The following is a 16,596-nucleotide window of genomic DNA, read 5'->3' on the forward strand; positions in this document are numbered from 1 at the left end:
TGTTGGGGGGTGCTGGTGCCAGAGATGCGGACACGAATGGGTGCCAAACAAGAACAATATTGAACGAGAACCGAGAGTTTGCCCTAAGTGCAACAGCCCGTATTGGAACACGCCGAGGGTTCGGGAACCGAAGAAGAAGAAAACTTAGGAACCGCCATTTGACGGATAGGGAGGCTCTGTGGTTGCTGAGACAGTTAGACTAACCCCGCCCATGATGCTGGACATTCCGCATCAGCGCACTTGCGCATGTTCAGAAAACCACATCAGTTGTGCTGATGCGAAGGACTGGATCAAAGGGCAAATCGGCGTTTGGCAGTTCAATTACGAACAGCGCGACATGCGGGACAAGAACGTGCATCCGGCGACCTTTCCGATTGCATTGCCTAAGCGATGGATCGGGCTATTGACCCATCGGGGCGAGCTGGTGCTCGACCCATTCGTCGGATCAGGTTCAACGCTTGTGGCGGCGCGGGACCTCGGGCGCAACGCGGTCGGCTTTGATCTCAGTCAGGCTTACGTGGATGTCGCCACAGATCGTCTTCGCCAGATACCACTGGTAGCCGAGGGCGGCATCCAGACTGCAGTCGCCGCCGACGCACGAGATATCCCGCGTTATCTGCAACCAGATACGGTCGATCTCATTGTAACCTCGCCTCCCTACGCCAACCTCTTGAACAGGAAACGCAAGAACAAAAGCCGACGGGGTGACGAGCGCGGAAATGGCCAATTCCTGAAGGTCGAGCAATATTCGCAGAATCCTTCCGACCTTGGCTTACTCCCCATCGACGCCTATCAGGTTGAAATGAAGGCAATCTTTCGCGGCCTGTTGCCATTACTGAAACCCGGCGCTCACTGCATTGTCAACGTGCCCGACATGTGGTGGGAGAATCACAGAATTACCATTCACATAGCTGTTATCAAAGCCCTCACAGAGGCGGGGTACGAGTTCCGAAACACAGTCATCTGGGACAGGACAAATATCGTGAACCGCGTTGGGATTTTCGGATGGCCCAACAACTACATCACCATGGGGACGACATTTGAGTATCTGTTGGATTTCATCAAACCGCTGGCCTCATGAATAACCCACGCGACGAGGCCAAGCGTTTTATGCAGCGGGTGCGTAAGCGTACGGCCATGCCTTCGTCGGACCGTATGGTTGCGGAGACATTCACTCGTCTCAGGTATCTCCCTGGTTCCATACTCCCCGCTGATGTCCTGGTGAACTTCAACGAAATGCTTCGGCGGCTGTATGACGAGACGTTGGTCACTCTAGAGGATTATGAGGTACTGACCTATGCTACTGGCATTCCTGAGGAGTTCGTCAGCACCTACCCAGAAGATGTCGCCAAGGGCGAGAAGGTGGCAAAGAAACAAGGATTTGCCGCTGGTGTAACCTTTCTGCTAACCCGCTGGTATCCACGACTACGCAGGGCGTTCCTAAGCGTCGGACAGGGCAGAATGGCTAGGGGCGGCAAAGACTTTGAACTACAGATTGAGGGGCTCTTCAAGTTGGCAAGCCTCTCCTACGAGAAGCAGGAGAAGGCAGACCATACAGACTTCATGCTACCGGATGCGGCCTTTCATACGAAGAACAAAACAATGGCTGCTGTGATATCTGTGAAGCGGACGCTTAGGGAGCGTTGGGCAGAGGTTGCTGAGGAACTTTTCAACCTTCGCACACCGAATGTCTTTCTTTTCACGGCAGACGAGGATGTCACTATGGGGCATGTCGCGACGATCTGCGCGAAGTACAACATTCATCTAGTCGTTTGGGACGCCGTTAAGATCAAAAAGTTTACTGCAACCCCAATGGTGCTCAGTTACACCGAATGGGCTTCTGTGCGGCTACCTCAACTCCGCCAATTCTGGCCGAAACCCTGATCGGATTATTTGTGCAAAGCTTGACCACGGCCTGAATCAGGTGCGGATTCCCCGGTGCATGCGGCGCTCCGCGTCCTCCCGGGCGATGATGTCGCGCTTGTCGTACTTCTTGCGTCCGCGCGCCAGCCCCAGCTCGACTTTTGCGTTGTGTCGCTTCATGTACAGGCGGAGGGCCACCACGGTCAGGCCCTTGGAGTTGGCCTGCAGGAGCAGGTCACGGAGCTGGTCCTTGTGGAGCAGCAGTTTGCGCGGGCGCAACGGGTCGTGGTTGTACCGGTTGCCCCCGGGCCACAGCGCGATGTTGGCGTTTAGCAGCCACAGCTCCCCGCCCTGGCCCCTGGCGTACGCCTCGCGCAGGCTCACCTGGCCCGCCCTGATCGACTTGATCTCCGTGCCGGTCAGGACCAGGCCCGCCTCCATGCGCTCAAGGATATCGTAGTCGCGGAAGGCCTGGCGGTTGACCGCGATGACCTTGTCGTTCTGCTCCTTGTCTTTAGCGGGCATCAGGTCTCTCAGCGAAGGGCGGGTTTCTGTCCGTCACCTGGTGTCCTGTCCCTGAAATACGCGTATGAATTGTCATTGCGAGGAGTCCTTCCGCGGAAGGAGGACGAAGCAATCTGGAGGAGGGGTGTACCCCGCCCCGATTTCATCGGGGGCAACGAACTTCGGGGACACCATACTAGCGCGCCAGGCCCATCTGCTGCGCCAGCACGTCGTGGGCCTTCTGGAGTTGGACGTCCGGGCTGGCGTCCACTCGCGGAGCGGTGGCGTCGTTCGCGCCCGGGGGTAGCGGCGCTTCGATATCCGGCTCCAGGCCTTTGCCCTCTATCAAGTTACCGCTGGGGGTGTACCAGCGGGCGTGCGTGACATAAACTCCGCCTCCATCGCTGAGAGAGCGGATGATGTTGACGCTGCCTTTACCAAATGTCTTGACTCCGACAAGCGTGGCCCGCTTGGCGGACTGAAGGGCGCCCGCCAGGACCTCGCTGCCGCTGGCGCTGTACTGATTGACGAGCACCACGACAGGAAGGCCAAGCGCCAGACCACCCGGTTGCACGGGCCAATCCGTGCGCCGCCCCTGATTATCAACCTCGTAGAGGACGAGGCCTTCCTTCAGGAACTGACTCGCCACGTTGACCGTCACGTCGAGCAGGCCGCCAGGGTTGTTCCGCAAGTCCAGAATAATGCCTTTGACGTCTTTCCGCCTGGCTTCCTCCAGCGCGGCCCTGACCTCCTGGTCCGTGCGCTGGTTGAACTGAGTGATGCGCAGCACGGCCAACTTGTCGTCGGGCACGTTCAGCGACACCGTTTCAATGCGGACGTCGGCGCGGACTATCTGAAGGTCTATTGACTCTTTCTCACCGGCGTGACGGATGGTTATCTTCACGGAAGTGCCGCGGGCGCCTCGTATCTTGAGCACCGCCTCCTGGAGAGTCAGGCCCTTGGTCGGCTCGCCGTTGATGGCCAGGATCGCGTCTCCGGGGCGCACGCCCGCCTTCTCCGCAGGCGACGAGGTGAAGGGCGACACAATGATGATCTGGCCCTCGCGGACAGCCACGACCGCGCCGATTCCTTCAAAGCTCCCGCGCAGGCTCTCCTGGTCAACCCGGAAGCTGTTCGGGTCAATGTAAGCGGTGTACGGATCGTTCAGGGCCTCTATCATGCCCCTTACCGCCCCTTGGGTTAGCTTCTCCGAGTCCAGCCGGTTCCTATCCACATAGTCCTGCTGGAGGACGTTCCAGACCTCGGTCACCAGGGCGAAGTCCTTGCTGGCAGCCCTCGGAGCTGCGGCAGGCGCCGCCGGCGCCGCGGAGGCTGACGGTGCCGAGGACGCTTGGGGCACAACACGGGCCAGCGGAAACGCGGTGCACGCGGTGGCGACAAGCATCATCACAGCCAGAAGACAGGCTGTGATTTTGAGAGAGTGTCTGGTCAAGTGTTCCATATGTATCCTCGTGGATGCTTTCTCCCATTCCGGAACGTTTGGTGAGATGGGACAGTGCCATTCTAGCACAAGTGGCCGCCTTTCCGGTCTAGGGCCATCGCGTCTAATCCCTTCTTACTCACGGACATGGCAAACCACAAAGGGGGCATCCCTTCGTCGCTCCGGCGAAAAGCCTGCCCCGGCGAAGGCCGTGGGCCGGAGCCCAGGGACACAAGTTCGCCCGCAACCGGCGACGCTCGCGTCCTGCTTCGGAAACGCGCTCCCTATTCCATGTCATACCGGCTTCCGCCGGTATCCAGAGAAGCGCCGGGAAGCGCTGGATTCCGGCCCCGTATCAGGTACGGGGCAAGCTCTACGCCGGAATGACGGTGGTGGACCGGCGGGCTTCTTTCAGCATCTCTTCAAAGACTCACCGGACGGACGGGAAAGAACGCTCACATTTAAGACGCGTTGGCCCTGCTTTCTGGTCGCGTTGACACCCCCGTAGCCGCATGCTAGCATGCTCTCGTTGCTCGCCGCCGTGGGCCGAGCGCTCGGCGTTCCACAGGCCCCTATCTATCGGGGCATCCACCTCGCGTGAGGAGGTCCGATGGTCGGCATCAAGTCCTACGGAGCCTACATCCCCAAGTACTTCCTGGGCAAAGAGACCGCGGGCTGGGGTCTCGCCACTGAAAAGGCTGTCAGCAACTTCGACGAAGACAGCGTCACGATGGCCGTCGCGGCAGGTATTGACTGCCTCCACGGAGAGGACAGGGGCCACGTTTCGAGCCTCTTGCTGGCCACCAGCTCGTCTCCCTACGCCGACAAACAGGGCGCCACACTCGTCGCCACCGCGCTCGACCTGCCGCGAGAGACGTTGACCGCTGACGTCACCGGCACCCTGCGGGCGGGCACAACGGCGTTGCGCATGGCCGCCGACGCCATCGCGGGCGGCTCGGTGAAGCAGGCGCTTGTCACGGCTTCGGACGCGCGAATGGCGGCGCCCCGCAGCGACCTCGACCGCTCCCTGGGCGACGGCGCGGCGGCGCTGCTGCTGTCCGACTCCGACGCCATCGCGGAGATCGAGGGCAGCCACTCCCTGTCCGAGCACATGCTGGACGTGTGGCGACCCAGCGGCGAGACGTTCCTCCGCACATGGGAGGAGCGGTTCGTCACTGACGAAGGCTACCTCCGCATCATGGAGGAAGCCGTCCAGGGGGCACTGAAGAAGTTCAACCTCAAGACGGCTGACATCTCCAAAGCCATCTACACCGCGCTCGACCCGCGACGCCACGGCGAACTGGGTCGCAAGCTGGGCTTCTCGCCGCGGCAGATACAGGACCCCCTCTTCAGCAAAGTGGGCAACACAGGCGCGGCTTTCTCGATCATGCTCCTGGTCGCCGCCCTGGAGACCGCCCAGCCGGGCGACCGCATCCTGCTGGCCGCCTATGGCGACGGAGCGGACGTGTGCCTCCTGCGCGTCACCAAGCGCATCACCCAGGTCGGGAATAGACGCGGGGTGAAGCAGCACCTGGAGGCGCGGCGTCCTCTGGCCGACTACGATACCTATCTCCGCTGGCGACAGCTCCAGGTGAGCGAGGCGGCGCGGCGACCGAACCCGCCGGGGCTTTCGCCGCCCGCGCTGCTGCGCGAGCGCGACCAGAACCTGCGCCTGTACGGAGGCCGGTGCAAGGCGTGCGGCCATACCGAGTACCCGCCCCAGCGGATATGCACGTTCTGCAAGGCCAGCGACCAGGCGGAGATGGTGCGCCTCTCCGACAAACGCGGGGAGATATACACCTACTCGCTGGACTACATCGCGGGCACGATTGATATGCCAATGGCGATCACCGTCGTCAACTTCGACGGCGGCGGCCGGATGCTGGCGATGATGACGGACCGGGAAGTGAGCGAGGTCAGGGTTGGGCTGCCCGTCGAGATGAGCTTCCGTCGGCTGCACACGGTCGGCGGCATTCACAACTATCACTGGAAAGCCACGCCCGTACGCGCGTAGGCTTCACGCAGCGGCTCGGCGAGAACAAGCGGAGAACGGTGGAACACGATAACGCCGCGCAGAGGCGAGTGCAGGGGCGCAGCCCCTGCCGGAGGGTCTGGGAGAGCCTGCCCTGAGCGCAGCCGAAGGGTGTCCTCCCGAAGAACTCTTTTCTTCCCCCTCTCCTTGAAGGAGAACAATGGGACGCAGTGACGCCCACACAAGACGCAGTGCAGGGCGCAGCTCTGCCGGAGGGTCTGGGAGAGCCTGCCCTGATCCTTCCAGGGAAGGACGAAGGGTGTCCTCCCGAAGAACTCTTTTCTTCCCCCTCTCCTTGAAGGAGAACAATGGGACGCAATGACGCCCACACAGACGCGGTGCAGGGGCGCGGCCCCTGCCGGAGGGTCTGGGAGGTGTCCTCCCAGATTCGCTTTATCTCTCCCCCTCTCCGCGGGCGGAGAGGGGGACCAAGGGGGTGAGGTCAGGACCCCGGAGTAAGGCATAGAGCTTCTGGAGGAGGCGCAATCATGCCAGGCATTCGTGATAAAGTAGCCATCATCGGGATGGGCTGCACCAAGTTCGGGGAGCGCTGGGACGCGGGCTGGCAGGACCTGCTGGTTGAGGCCGCGCAAGAGGCCTACAAGGACGCGGGCGTCGAGGCGAAGGACATCCAGGCCGCATGGCTCGGCAGCCATACGACGCTGTGGACGGGACAGCCCCTCGCCGAGGCCCTGAAGTTCGACTACATCCCCATCACCCGCATTGAGAACGCCTGCGCCACCGGGACCGACGCCTTTCGCAACGCCTGCTACGCCGTCGCCGCGGGCGTGTACGACGTCGTCATGGTCGCCGGATGCGAGAAACTGAAGGACTCGGGATGGGCCGGCCTGGGCACCACCCAGATTTCGCCGGACAGCGGCGTCACCCCGCCCACTCCGCCGCCCGCGCAGTTCGCGCTGGCCGCGACGCGCTACTTCCACGACTACAAGATTCCCTACGACGAGGCGAGGCGGACGCTGGCCCGGATAGCGGTCAAGAACCACCACAACGGCACGCTGAACCCGCGCGCCCACTTCCAGCGCGAGATCACCCTGGAGCAGGCGCTGAACGCTCCCATGATCGCCTGGCCCCTGGGGCTGTACGACTGCTGCGGCGTCTCCGACGGCGCGGCGGTCGCCATCATCTGCCGGGAGGACATAGCCAAGAACTTCCGGGACGACTACGTGCTGGTCAAGGGCATGGGCCTGACCGCGGGCGGCAGGCAGGGGTTGTTGCGGGACGACTACACCTTCACGACCTTCCCGGAGAACGTGACAGCGGCGAAGATTGCATACGAGGAGGCGGGCATCCGCAACCCGCGCAAAGAGATCAGCATGGCCGAGGTCCACGACTGCTTCACCATCACCGAACTGATTATCTACGAGGACCTGGGCTTCTCCAAGCGAGGACGCGCGAAAGAAGACGTGGAGGCGGGCACGTTCAGCCTCGACGGCGAGCTGCCCATCAACACGGACGGCGGGCTTAAGTGCTTCGGCCATCCCATCGGAGCCAGCGGCATCCGCATGATCTACGAGGTGTACAAGCAGTTGCAGGGGAAGGCGGGACCGCGACAGCTCAAGAACGCGAAGATCGGGCTGACGCACAACCTGGGCGGCCAGCCCGGCTCCTTCACCTGCGCCATCGGCATCTTCGGCCAGCGGGACTAGGCGTCATTTCAAAACTCTTGAAGCCACTCAAATACGCGTTGAAACCCGCTCATGGTTCGACAGAGCCTGCCCTGAGCAAAGCCGAAGGGCTCACCATGAGCGGCGAGTAAGCCCCGCTCACCCTGAGCTTGTCGAAGGGTGCGGGACAGACCCCTGAAACGTGTTCTAGCGAGAGCCACTGGAACTGGTCTTACCGCGGCGTCACGTCCGGGAGCCTGTCCATCATACAAGGACTGACCAGTCAGTCCTCCCCTACTCTGTAGCAGTGGTGGCATAATGACATAGTTTGCGGCGCAACCAGCTCATTGCTTACGGAGCGCGCCGTTTCGCCGCGCAAGCCGTTTTCCGAGGCCTTGACGGCCTCGACCGCGCCACGGACAGGCGCATCTTCAAAAGCAGAGGTGGTGACCTATGGCTGGTCCTCTTGAGGGCATCCGCGTCCTGGAGTTCACGTCCGGCGCGTTCGGTGGGATGTGCGCCATGGTGCTCGGCGACCTGGGCGCGTCGGTCATCAAGGTGGAGGGTCTTGAAGGCGAGCCGCTGCGCTATGGCAACATGCCGGGGCGAACGTACGCGGTGGAGACGACACGGGATGAGAGCTACAAGTGGCTTGCCTGGAACCGCAGCAAGCAGTCGCTTGCACTTGACGTAAAGCAACCGGAGGGCCTGGAGGTCGCTCTCAAGCTCGCGGAACGGGCTGACGTGCTCATCAAGAGCTTTCGGCCCGGCGTCATGGAGCGCCTCGGCCTGGGCTACGATGAGCTGTCGAAGGGGAACCCGCGGCTCATCTACTGCTCGCTCTCCGGTTATGGCGAGGAGGGGCCGCTGGCGCACCGCATCTGCGGCGACATGTGGGCGCAGGCGTTCGGCGGCGTCATCGCGGCCCAGGGCACCGAGGGCCAGCCGCCATACCTCAACAGCGTCGCGCTTTCCGACCACGCCGGCGCCGTCATCAGCGCCTTCGGCGTCCTCGCCGCGCTCTTCGCGCGCGAGAAGACGGGCGTGGGCCAGAAGATATCCAACAACCTGGTCAACTCGGTCATGTTCATGCAGTCAACCGAGATCGCGGCCTACCTGATGGATGACATAAAGATGGTCCGTCGCGGGCGCGGCTGGCTGTGCGGCCAGTTCCCGTTCGGCGCCTTCCGCGCCAAAGACCGCGACCTGGTCAGCGTCTTCGGCTCGCGCGACGAGTGGCCGAAGCTGTGCGACGTGCTGGGGATACCGGAGCTGGGGCGCGACCCCCGGTACGACACCCAGGAGAAGCGCGAGGCGCTGAAGCACGAGCTGTACCCCCATCTGGACGCCGCCTTCTCGCGGCGCACCGCCAGTGAATGGGTGAGCATCTTCCGCGCCTCCAAGATGCGCGTTGACCCCGCGCAGACATATGACGAACTGTGCGTCCACCCGCAGACGCAGGCCAACGACATGGTGCTCACCCAGGAGCATCCGAACCGCGGGAAGCTCCGGTCGGTGGGCGTGCCAGTGAAGTTCGAGAAGACGCCGGCGACGCCGAGCGCGCCGCCGCCGCTGCTCGGGCAGCACACCCGCGACATCCTCGCGGAGCTCGGCTACGACGCCGCGCGCATCAAAGAGCTGGCGACCCGCGCCGTCGTGCGGCTCGACGACTAGTGTAGTGTCGCGGCACAACTGCGCAATGCCCGTCATTCCGGACTTGATCCGGAATCCAGGATTCCCGGGCCGGAGCCTGTCATGCTGAGGAGGTGGTTGGACCCCTCTGCTTTCTCTGCGCCTCTGCCGACGGAGCATCTCCTTCGTCGGACCACTCCCCCGCGGACGCCTTAAACGCAGTGCGTTATGTCAATACTGGATTAACCAGCGTTTAGTGTCTGACATAACAATTATAGGGCGAAGTTACATACGTGGAAGGAAAAGGGCTGGCTATGCCGCCGAGCGCTCGCCGCAGCGCGCGCACGGGGCGGTGCACGGCAGAGCTCCCCGCCATGCGGGGCGTCCGCGCTTACCTGAACCCCGCACGGCGGGGCGGCCAGCGCGTCGTACCCTCGCAACGCGGCGCTGACCGGCGCCACCCTCGGCGAGACCCCGCACGGCGTCGCGGCAAGTTCCTGCTCATCGCGGTCCTCCCCGACCACCACACCGACTACTGTCGCCACTGTCAGACCTGGTTACCCCGTCGTTGCGAGTCCCGACTTGTCGGGACGTGGCAACCTGGCGGGGCGGGTGACCCTTACCACACCAGATTGCTTCGCTCGAAGACTCGCTCGCAACGACTTTGGAGCGCCGCCACTGTCAGGTTCTAAGACCGCCTTCAAAACAGCCCCTCTCGGCGGCCGGGCCGACGTCAGCGTCGGGCGAGGGCGAAACAGAGGCCTGTTTTGCGCGGCGGAGGAGGGCGGCCCTCCGGATCGGAGCGGGAGCACGCGCCTTTCCCCCCGCTCATGGTGAGCCTGCCTGCCCTGAGCGGAGCCGAAGGGTCGAATCCATGAGCAACCCTGTCATTCCGAACGCAGTGAGGAATCTCCCGCCGCAGCGACCCTATCACACCAAGTACGACATAACGCCGCGCTCTCCCCTCCGTGGGCACGCCACGCACCGGCGACCGGCGCGGGACACGGCCTTATCGGGGTTGCGCAGGCGACGTGGTGCGCGCACAATGGGGCCGTGCGTGAGATGAGGCGTAAGAACGTGGTATCTCGGTTAAGACAATGGCTCGCGCGGCACGATGAATGGGAGCACCGCATACTTGTGGTGATCGCCGGCGCGGCACTCATGTTGCTGGCGCTTGTCGTCTTCAGCGACTGGGGCATTTACTACCCGACCGCCGGAGACAGCCGCCTCTACCTTCTTTCCTCTATTGTGCAGGGCCTGGCCGCAGTCCTGGCCGTCCTGGTCACGGTCAGCCTGGTGGTCACGCAGCTCGCCGCGCAGTCCTATACACCGCGCGTGGTGAACCTGCGTTTGAGGGACTTCTGGCTCTGGTCCGCGGTGGTCATCTACCTGGTGGCCATCGTCTTGTCCCTTCTCGTTCTCGCCGGATTGGGAAGCTGGCTTCCGGCTGACGGAGGGGACAGAATAAGTGTCAATGTTGCCCTTGTGCTGGCGCTGGCGGCGCTGGCATACCTCGTTCCTTTCACGGTGGCTAACATCAAGTCTCTGCTGCCTGAAAGAATGGCCCGGCGCTTGCTTCAAAGGGGCGATACCGAGGCGTTGGACGAGCTTCTGCGCCGCGCCGTGAACGAGGGGACCATGACGACCTTCGCCTCCGTTCTGACTTTGTACACGCGGACGGTACAGGCCCGGCTGGACAAGACCAACGGGGCGACCAAACAGGCTGAGGGAGCTACCTCGTTGTTCTTGTCCGTGGGCCGCCACGCCTGCCAGCGCCGCAGCCCCGACGCCGTGGCGGTGGTCATGCGCCAGCTCACCGGGCTGATCGCCTATTGCAGCCACGTCCGTCGCCAGTGGCGCTCCGCCGCGGACGTCTTCAACGAGGCACTGAAGGAGCTGTACTCCTACAGCGACGAGTGGATTAGGCAGGCCACAGACATGACACGTATTTCCGCCGACTACGCCCGCATAAGCCTGGAAGCGGGCGACAGCTTCTACGAGATAGCGCAGGTCAAGGCCCAGGGGCGCGAGGACAACCTGCTGCTGGCTATTGAGGCGTACGGGCGCGCCCTCTTGTTCTATACACGGCAAAGATTCCCCGTCCAGCACGCCATGACCCAGAACAACCTGGGCATCGCCTACCGGAGCCTGGGGGACGTGCGGGACAGGGAGGCGAACCTGGGGATGGCCGTCGCCGCCCACCAGGAGTCCCTGAAGGTCTATACCCACGCCGCCTTCCCCGTCCAGCACGCCGCGACCCAGAACAACTTGGGCAACGCTTACGGCGACCTGGGGGACGTGCGGGACAAAGAGGCGAACTTGGGGAAGGCCGTCGCCGCCTACCAGGAGGCCCTGAAGGTCCGCACCCTGGCCGCCTTCCCCGTGGACTACGGCGGCACGAACCTTAACCTGGGCCGCGCGTACTTGGCCCTAGGCGTAGCACAACTCGCCAAGAGCGAAAGCAGGGCGAAGTGGCTGGCGGATGCGGAAGCCGCTCTCAAAGAAAGCGTGCGCGCGTTTGAACAAGAGAAGGCCGAGTCATGGCTGGAGCGGGCGCGTGCCGCCCTGCAACAGGTCGCCGCGCTGCGCTCTGGGAAATGACATAACGCCGCGCTCTCCCCTCCCCTAACTCGACAGAACGCTTTATTTTATGTCACGCGCTCAATATGCGATGTGACTTATGTCGCGACGGTCGGACGGCCTCCTGTCACCCCGATTGGAATCTGCCCAGGAATGACATCCTAGTGCGTTCAAAGCGCCGTTTCCAAATCCACCCTCGACAACGGGATCAAGTTGACGTGTTTGGATATCAACCACCCAAGTTCTGACCGAGTCACCCGGCCACCTGGACCACATGAACGCCACTTTCGTTCCATCTGGCGACCAACAACTAGATTGCACCCGTCCGTCAGGCGGAGTCATCCGGCGCCCCTGCTTGTCATCAAGGTCGAGGATGTAGAGACTTGCCCGGCTGTCGCCTGTTCCCTCCTCGACGGGCAGGGAGATGCGCCTTCCATCTGGTGAGAAGGCCCCAGCAGACCATTCGGCCAACTGCAACTCCCCGGCAACGTCTTCGGCGACGAGGGCCCCATCGTTCAACTGAAAAATGCTGAGCACTCTTCTGCCACGGTATGCGCTCTGATCTCCGATTAGGATGCGGTCTCGGTTTCGGTCAATGCAAGAGACGATGGCGCCGGCAGGTAGTTTCAGGACTCTTCTGTAAGAAGGGTCGCTGGGACGAATTCCGTGGATCTGATATCCTCCACTCTGAAGAGAGTTAGCGTATATCGTTCCGTCTTTGGACCAGCAGAGGTAGTGACCTACCCTCAGCCGCTCAGTCCCCAGTATATCTGACGCCATATCGAACACTCGGATAGCCTCACTATTGGGGATGTTATGAGAGGGTATGCTGGGTATCGCGACCTTCGCCCCGTCCGGCGACCACGAGGCGGGGCCGCTGACCTTGCCCTCAACTAACTTGGTGGCTGTCCCGCGTCCCAAGTCAATCATCCATAGGTCAGGTATAACACTAAGCAGTAACCTCCCTGTTAGCCCGTAATGAGTAACGGTCCTTTGATTGAACTTGAAGGGGGCCGACATTGATCCACCTACGGTCAAGGTCATTTCTTGGGCATTGGCGGGAACCAGTGATTGTAGGAGTTGACACAGTCTCCTCATCTGCTCCGGCTGGTACCAGGCTCTCTTGGCCACCTTGGCCAGCGCTTCAGCGAGCTTCACCTTGTCCGGAACATGAACCGTTGAGGGGTCCTGTCCCTTTTTCTGGGCATGGGTTTTTATGCAGGCAGCAAGCTTCTGGTAGAAACTCAAATTCGCTGGGGCTTGGATTCTGCACGAACGTCTTATTTCATCCTCGTTCGGATACGCCGCGCCTGAGTCGTAGATAGCCAAGGCTTCAGCGAGCATCCAATCTGGGAACAGCCCCTCGAAATCGGGCTGGAAAGCGAAACTAAGCGGATGGTCAGCCACCGAAGCGGCCTGTACCTGACCAGGGCGAGAAAACACATCGGAGTCCCATACGATGAACACGGCTTGTGCCCTGCCAGCAGATGAATACCTGTCAAGTTTCTGTTCGATCTGGCTTAGACCATGCCAGTCCTGGACTAAGTCTGCAGCCGTGGCCAAAGTCTGGCTGTAAGTTTGCAATGTGTGCTTCAGGTATATCGCTGCGCTCGCGCCTTCAACGCCGATTACCTCAAGCGTCACTCTCTTCCTCCCGTTTCCAGCATCTGTCAGCGCCGCCGTATCACATCCCTTGATCTCGCCACTATACCAATCCCCGTAGCACGCTTTCATCAAGCCGTGAAAACAACCCCGGGCTTTAGTATACGCTCATCACCTACCTTCTCCCCACGCTCCTCCGCTCCGATCCCAAGCCCGCCCATTCACAGGCGTCTTCCCGGATTCTCTCCCTCTCTGCACGCGGAGACCGAGCGGGTGAGGTACAATCCCAACCCCCAACCCCCAACCCCCGCGCCCTGCCACCCGCCCCTTGCCCTTCCCGCAACTCGCGCGCTACCCTGTAAACAGAACATGCGTGTTACACGGCGCATCGGCTCGTAGGGGCAGACCTGCGTGTCTGCCCTGCCGGATGTCCCCCACGATGTAGGGGCAGACCGATGTGTCCGCCCTGTTGCCCGCCAATTCGTTGTAGGGGCAGACCTGCGTGTCTGCCCTGACGCCCGCGCAGAAAGGAGCGTGCCCCATGCCCCGTCGCAGCCCGCGGCCCAGAGGCGCCCCCAAAGGCAACCTCAACGCCTTCAAGAACGGCGCGCACTCCCCCAGGTACATGACCCTTATGCGCGCCCTCCTCCGCATCCCCCTCGTCCGCGACATCGTCCTGCGTGAGGCCGCTCGACGTCGTGGCCGTCTCGCGCCCGCCGCCCGGAGACGCGTCCGTGAGACCCAGCGTCACACTATTGAACGGCTCCTGGGCCCCGACCTCGGGCCCTAGACCAAAACAAAAACTCATAACTCACGCCGCCAAATACGACGGCCAGATACGACAGGCCCCGAAGAAAAAATGAAACAATTCAAATCCCTATCTGTCGCGCCTGCCCTCTCCGCATGCGGGTGCAGGGGCGCAGCCCCGCCGGAGAGTGTGTCACCTGCCTCAGTCCTGTAACAAGCCCAAGGGTGCAGGGGACGGAGTCCCCGCCGGAGGGTACGGGAGGTGTCCTCCCGTATCCGTCCTATATCTTCCCCCTCTCCTGGCAGGAGAGGGGGGACCGAGGGGGTGAGGTACGTCCCTTGCCACGACGCCACGCCGCGGGCTAGAATGCACTCGCACAGACCGGAAAGGAGCCTCGCCATGACCCTGCCCCTGCCCAAGCGCGTCACCTTCAAGGAAGAAGGCATGCGGGACGGCCTCCAGAACGAGAAGGCCATCCTGCCCACCGACACGAAGGTCGAGATCATCAACGCCCTGCTGGACACGGGCCTACGCAAGATAGCCATCACCTCCTTCGCACACCCCAAGTGGGTCCCGCAGCTCCAGGACGGCGCGGACGTCCTGCGCCGCATCAAGCGCGTCCCGAACGTCACCTACGTCGCCCTCGCGCCGAACATGAAGGGCCTGGAGCGGGCCATCGCCGTCAAGCAGGAGGGCGTGAAGCTCGACGAGGTTGACCTGGTCTTCTCCGCCAGCGAGGGGCACAATCGCAGCAACGTGAACAAGAGCGTGGACGAGTCCGTCGCCGAGATGCCCGGCATGATTGACGCGGCGCACAAAGCGGGCATGACGGTCAACCTGACCATCTCGACGGCGTTCGGCTGCGCCATTGACGGTATCGTGCCCGCGGAGCGCGTCATCGGCCTGGCGACGCGCGTCCACGCCATGAAGCCAGACATGATCACCTTGGGCGACACGCCGGGCGTCGCGAACCCCCGCCAGTCCTACGAGCTTTTCGCCCGTCTCCGGGAGGCGCTGCCCACGGCGCACTTCGGCGCGCACTTCCACGACACGCGCGGCATGGGCCTCGCGAACGTCTGGGCCGCGCTCCAGGCGGGCGTGGCCGACTTCGACGGCTGCGTCGCGGGGATAGGCGGCTGCCCCTTCTCGCCGGGCGCCACGGGCAACGTGTCAACGGAGGACGTCACCAACATGCTGACGGAGATGGGTGTGGAGACGGGCGTCAGCCTGCCGAAGCTGTTCGACTGCGCGCGCATGATGGAGCGTGTGCTGGGCCGCGATCTGCCCGGCCGCTCGATGCACGCCCACGCGACACCGTGCTGGCCGGCGGGCGCCCGCGCCGCCGTGCAGTAGTCGGGCCGCCCCGTCCTGTCATCCTGAGCGAAACAAAACAAAAGGAGGACTCGTATCATGGTCTCTGTCAAGCTGCCCGTCGGGACCGAGCTGACCAGCCAGTCGCGGACGATATCCGAAGGAGAACTGGCCGACCTGACGAACCTGACTTGGACGCACTCTGAGCTGCACAGCAGTCGTGAGTTCGGCAAGACGACCGAGTTCGGCGAGCGCATCCTGGCGGGTCCCTGCGTCCTGGCGATCACCGTCGGGCTGGTGATTCCAGATATCACCGCGCTACTGCGTCAGCACGGCATGCGGACCGTGGCCCTTCTGGGGTTCAACAACGTGAAGTTCTCCGCGCCCCTGCTGCCGGGCGACACCGTCCGGGCCAAGGCAAAGCTGCAGGACGCCCGCGAGTCCAAGAGCCGCCCAGGCTTTTCTGTCATCACATGGCTGGAGACCCTCGCGCGGTACGACGGCACGGTGCTCATGGAGGCCCAGCACATCATGATGGTGCGCGTGGCAAGCTAGGGCTGACGAACGCCGCGGGAGCCACGGCTACTTACGGCGCTCCTTCGAGCCGCGCGTGTTCCCGAATTCGCTGTAGTCCACGAACTTGATGCCGGGATAACGCGCCTGAAGCTTCTCCCGCAGGACGGTGAACATGGAATCGCCCTTGAAGAGATAGCCCACAGCTCTCCGACGGTCTTGCCGCTCAGGTCGGATATCGGTGGGCTCAGGTCAACCCGCTCCGACGTCGAGCAGCCGAGAGGCCACACGACCACGTATGTGGGTTCAACGGGATATGCTGGGTGTACCTGTCCATCATGCATCCCCTTTCTCCTGGCCGTAGAACATCCGACAGCTTGTGGGACTCCAAATATAACACCGGATGGTTGCATGCGGGTGTCAGTGCACTTCTCTGCGTTATGTCGCGTTCTTCAAGTCGGCGTCTCCTGACAGGCCAATCTCGTACACGATGACCATGTGCAGAATGCGATCGGCCAGAGGGGCACGGTCGCCGCGTCCCGTCGGGCTTTCGGTGGTGTGCACGTCCAGAATGCGGGCAGGTTTCTGGTAAGCCACCCAAAGCGAGAACGCGCGCTCCATGTCGGCGGGCTTGCTCGCCTCCAGGACCTTGATGCGGACACGGTCAGGCTGAGTGTCAGCGAGGGCCATATGTCTCCTTATGGCGTCTTGTGTTGTCACCCTGGCGTCGTGTTGCCACCCTGAG

14 protein-coding genes are annotated in these 16,596 nt (G+C 62.6%); 9 read left to right on the plus strand and 5 right to left on the minus strand.

The window, feature by feature from the left end; all coding sequences use genetic code 11:
- Nucleotides 1–214: 214 nt before the first annotated feature.
- Together Q7T26_01580 and Q7T26_01585 are read left to right on the plus strand one after the other, a co-directional pair.
- The gene (locus Q7T26_01580) at nt 215–1,081 is read left to right on the plus strand and encodes a DNA methyltransferase (GenBank protein MDO8530849.1); all 867 of its coding nucleotides are present in this window, start codon (nt 215–217) and stop codon (nt 1,079–1,081) included.
- 74 nt (nt 1,082–1,155) lie between these two features.
- A complete protein-coding gene (locus Q7T26_01585; protein MDO8530850.1) occupies nt 1,156–1,884 on the plus strand; it encodes a type II restriction endonuclease in 729 nt (242 codons plus the stop codon).
- A gap of 36 nt (nt 1,885–1,920) precedes the next feature.
- On the opposite strand, the gene smpB is transcribed toward Q7T26_01585, so the two are convergent.
- Both smpB and Q7T26_01595 read right to left on the minus strand, forming a co-directional pair.
- On the minus strand, nt 1,921–2,388 hold the full coding sequence (gene smpB, locus Q7T26_01590) for an SsrA-binding protein SmpB (GenBank protein MDO8530851.1): 468 nt from the start codon (nt 2,386–2,388) through the stop codon (nt 1,921–1,923).
- A 175-nt stretch (nt 2,389–2,563) separates the two neighbouring features.
- Complete coding sequence (locus Q7T26_01595; GenBank protein MDO8530852.1) at nt 2,564–3,829, minus strand: S41 family peptidase; 1,266 nt, start codon at nt 3,827–3,829, stop codon at nt 2,564–2,566.
- 589 nt (nt 3,830–4,418) lie between these two features.
- On the opposite strand from Q7T26_01595, the gene Q7T26_01600 reads away from it, so the two are divergent.
- The 4 genes from Q7T26_01600 (at nt 4,419) to Q7T26_01615 (ending at nt 11,698) form a co-directional block, all read left to right on the plus strand.
- Complete coding sequence (locus tag Q7T26_01600; protein MDO8530853.1) at nt 4,419–5,822, plus strand: OB-fold domain-containing protein; 1,404 nt, start codon at nt 4,419–4,421, stop codon at nt 5,820–5,822.
- A 506-nt stretch (nt 5,823–6,328) separates the two neighbouring features.
- Nucleotides 6,329–7,507, plus strand: coding sequence for an acetyl-CoA acetyltransferase (locus Q7T26_01605; protein MDO8530854.1), 1,179 nt, complete (start codon nt 6,329–6,331; stop codon nt 7,505–7,507).
- A gap of 411 nt (nt 7,508–7,918) precedes the next feature.
- Nucleotides 7,919–9,139, plus strand: coding sequence for a CoA transferase (locus Q7T26_01610; protein ID MDO8530855.1), 1,221 nt, complete (start codon nt 7,919–7,921; stop codon nt 9,137–9,139).
- Nucleotides 9,140–10,174: 1,035 nt separating this feature from the next.
- Nucleotides 10,175–11,698, plus strand: coding sequence for a tetratricopeptide repeat protein (locus Q7T26_01615; GenBank protein ID MDO8530856.1), 1,524 nt, complete (start codon nt 10,175–10,177; stop codon nt 11,696–11,698).
- 60 nt (nt 11,699–11,758) lie between these two features.
- Here the strand turns inward: Q7T26_01615 and Q7T26_01620 are convergent, their stop codons facing one another.
- The gene (locus tag Q7T26_01620) at nt 11,759–13,321 is read right to left on the minus strand and encodes a hypothetical protein (protein MDO8530857.1); all 1,563 of its coding nucleotides are present in this window, start codon (nt 13,319–13,321) and stop codon (nt 11,759–11,761) included.
- A 499-nt stretch (nt 13,322–13,820) separates the two neighbouring features.
- Between Q7T26_01620 and Q7T26_01625 the strand changes: the two genes are divergently transcribed.
- The 3 genes from Q7T26_01625 to Q7T26_01635 all read left to right on the plus strand — a co-directional run bounded on the left by Q7T26_01625 (nt 13,821) and on the right by Q7T26_01635 (nt 15,893).
- Nucleotides 13,821–14,069: a hypothetical protein gene (locus Q7T26_01625; protein MDO8530858.1), complete on the plus strand. Its 249-nt coding sequence runs from the start codon at nt 13,821–13,823 to the stop codon at nt 14,067–14,069.
- A gap of 357 nt (nt 14,070–14,426) precedes the next feature.
- The gene (locus Q7T26_01630) at nt 14,427–15,380 is read left to right on the plus strand and encodes a hydroxymethylglutaryl-CoA lyase (protein MDO8530859.1); all 954 of its coding nucleotides are present in this window, start codon (nt 14,427–14,429) and stop codon (nt 15,378–15,380) included.
- 57 nt (nt 15,381–15,437) lie between these two features.
- Nucleotides 15,438–15,893 carry a MaoC/PaaZ C-terminal domain-containing protein gene (locus tag Q7T26_01635; GenBank protein ID MDO8530860.1) on the plus strand — a complete coding sequence of 152 codons (456 nt, stop codon included), beginning with the start codon at nt 15,438–15,440 and terminating at the stop codon, nt 15,891–15,893.
- 27 nt (nt 15,894–15,920) lie between these two features.
- Here the strand turns inward: Q7T26_01635 and Q7T26_01640 are convergent, their stop codons facing one another.
- Nucleotides 15,921–16,055 (minus strand): hypothetical protein, encoded by a 135-nt coding sequence (locus Q7T26_01640; GenBank protein ID MDO8530861.1) that lies wholly within the window; start codon nt 16,053–16,055, stop codon nt 15,921–15,923.
- 234 nt (nt 16,056–16,289) lie between these two features.
- The gene (locus tag Q7T26_01645; GenBank protein ID MDO8530862.1) at nt 16,290–16,541 is read right to left on the minus strand and encodes a hypothetical protein; all 252 of its coding nucleotides are present in this window, start codon (nt 16,539–16,541) and stop codon (nt 16,290–16,292) included.
- Between the last annotated feature and the right edge of the window lie 55 nt (nt 16,542–16,596).

It is taken from the genome of Dehalococcoidia bacterium, assembly GCA_030648205.1.
GTDB lineage: Bacteria > Chloroflexota > Dehalococcoidia > JAUSIH01 > JAUSIH01 > JAUSIH01.

Coding starts and splice junctions, on each gene's coding strand:
- Q7T26_01600 (MDO8530853.1), top strand. CDS start 4,419: ATGGTCGGCATCAAGTCCTACGGAGCCTACATCCCCAAGTACTTCCTG.
- Q7T26_01580 (MDO8530849.1), top strand. CDS start 215: ATGCTGGACATTCCGCATCAGCGCACTTGCGCATGTTCAGAAAACCAC.
- Q7T26_01645 (MDO8530862.1), bottom strand. CDS start 16,541: ATGGCCCTCGCTGACACTCAGCCTGACCGTGTCCGCATCAAGGTCCTG.
- Q7T26_01630 (MDO8530859.1), top strand. CDS start 14,427: ATGACCCTGCCCCTGCCCAAGCGCGTCACCTTCAAGGAAGAAGGCATG.
- smpB (MDO8530851.1), bottom strand. CDS start 2,388: ATGCCCGCTAAAGACAAGGAGCAGAACGACAAGGTCATCGCGGTCAAC.
- Q7T26_01605 (MDO8530854.1), top strand. CDS start 6,329: ATGCCAGGCATTCGTGATAAAGTAGCCATCATCGGGATGGGCTGCACC.
- Q7T26_01625 (MDO8530858.1), top strand. CDS start 13,821: ATGCCCCGTCGCAGCCCGCGGCCCAGAGGCGCCCCCAAAGGCAACCTC.
- Q7T26_01635 (MDO8530860.1), top strand. CDS start 15,438: ATGGTCTCTGTCAAGCTGCCCGTCGGGACCGAGCTGACCAGCCAGTCG.
- Q7T26_01595 (MDO8530852.1), bottom strand. CDS start 3,829: ATGGAACACTTGACCAGACACTCTCTCAAAATCACAGCCTGTCTTCTG.
- Q7T26_01610 (MDO8530855.1), top strand. CDS start 7,919: ATGGCTGGTCCTCTTGAGGGCATCCGCGTCCTGGAGTTCACGTCCGGC.
- Q7T26_01585 (MDO8530850.1), top strand. CDS start 1,156: ATGGTTGCGGAGACATTCACTCGTCTCAGGTATCTCCCTGGTTCCATA.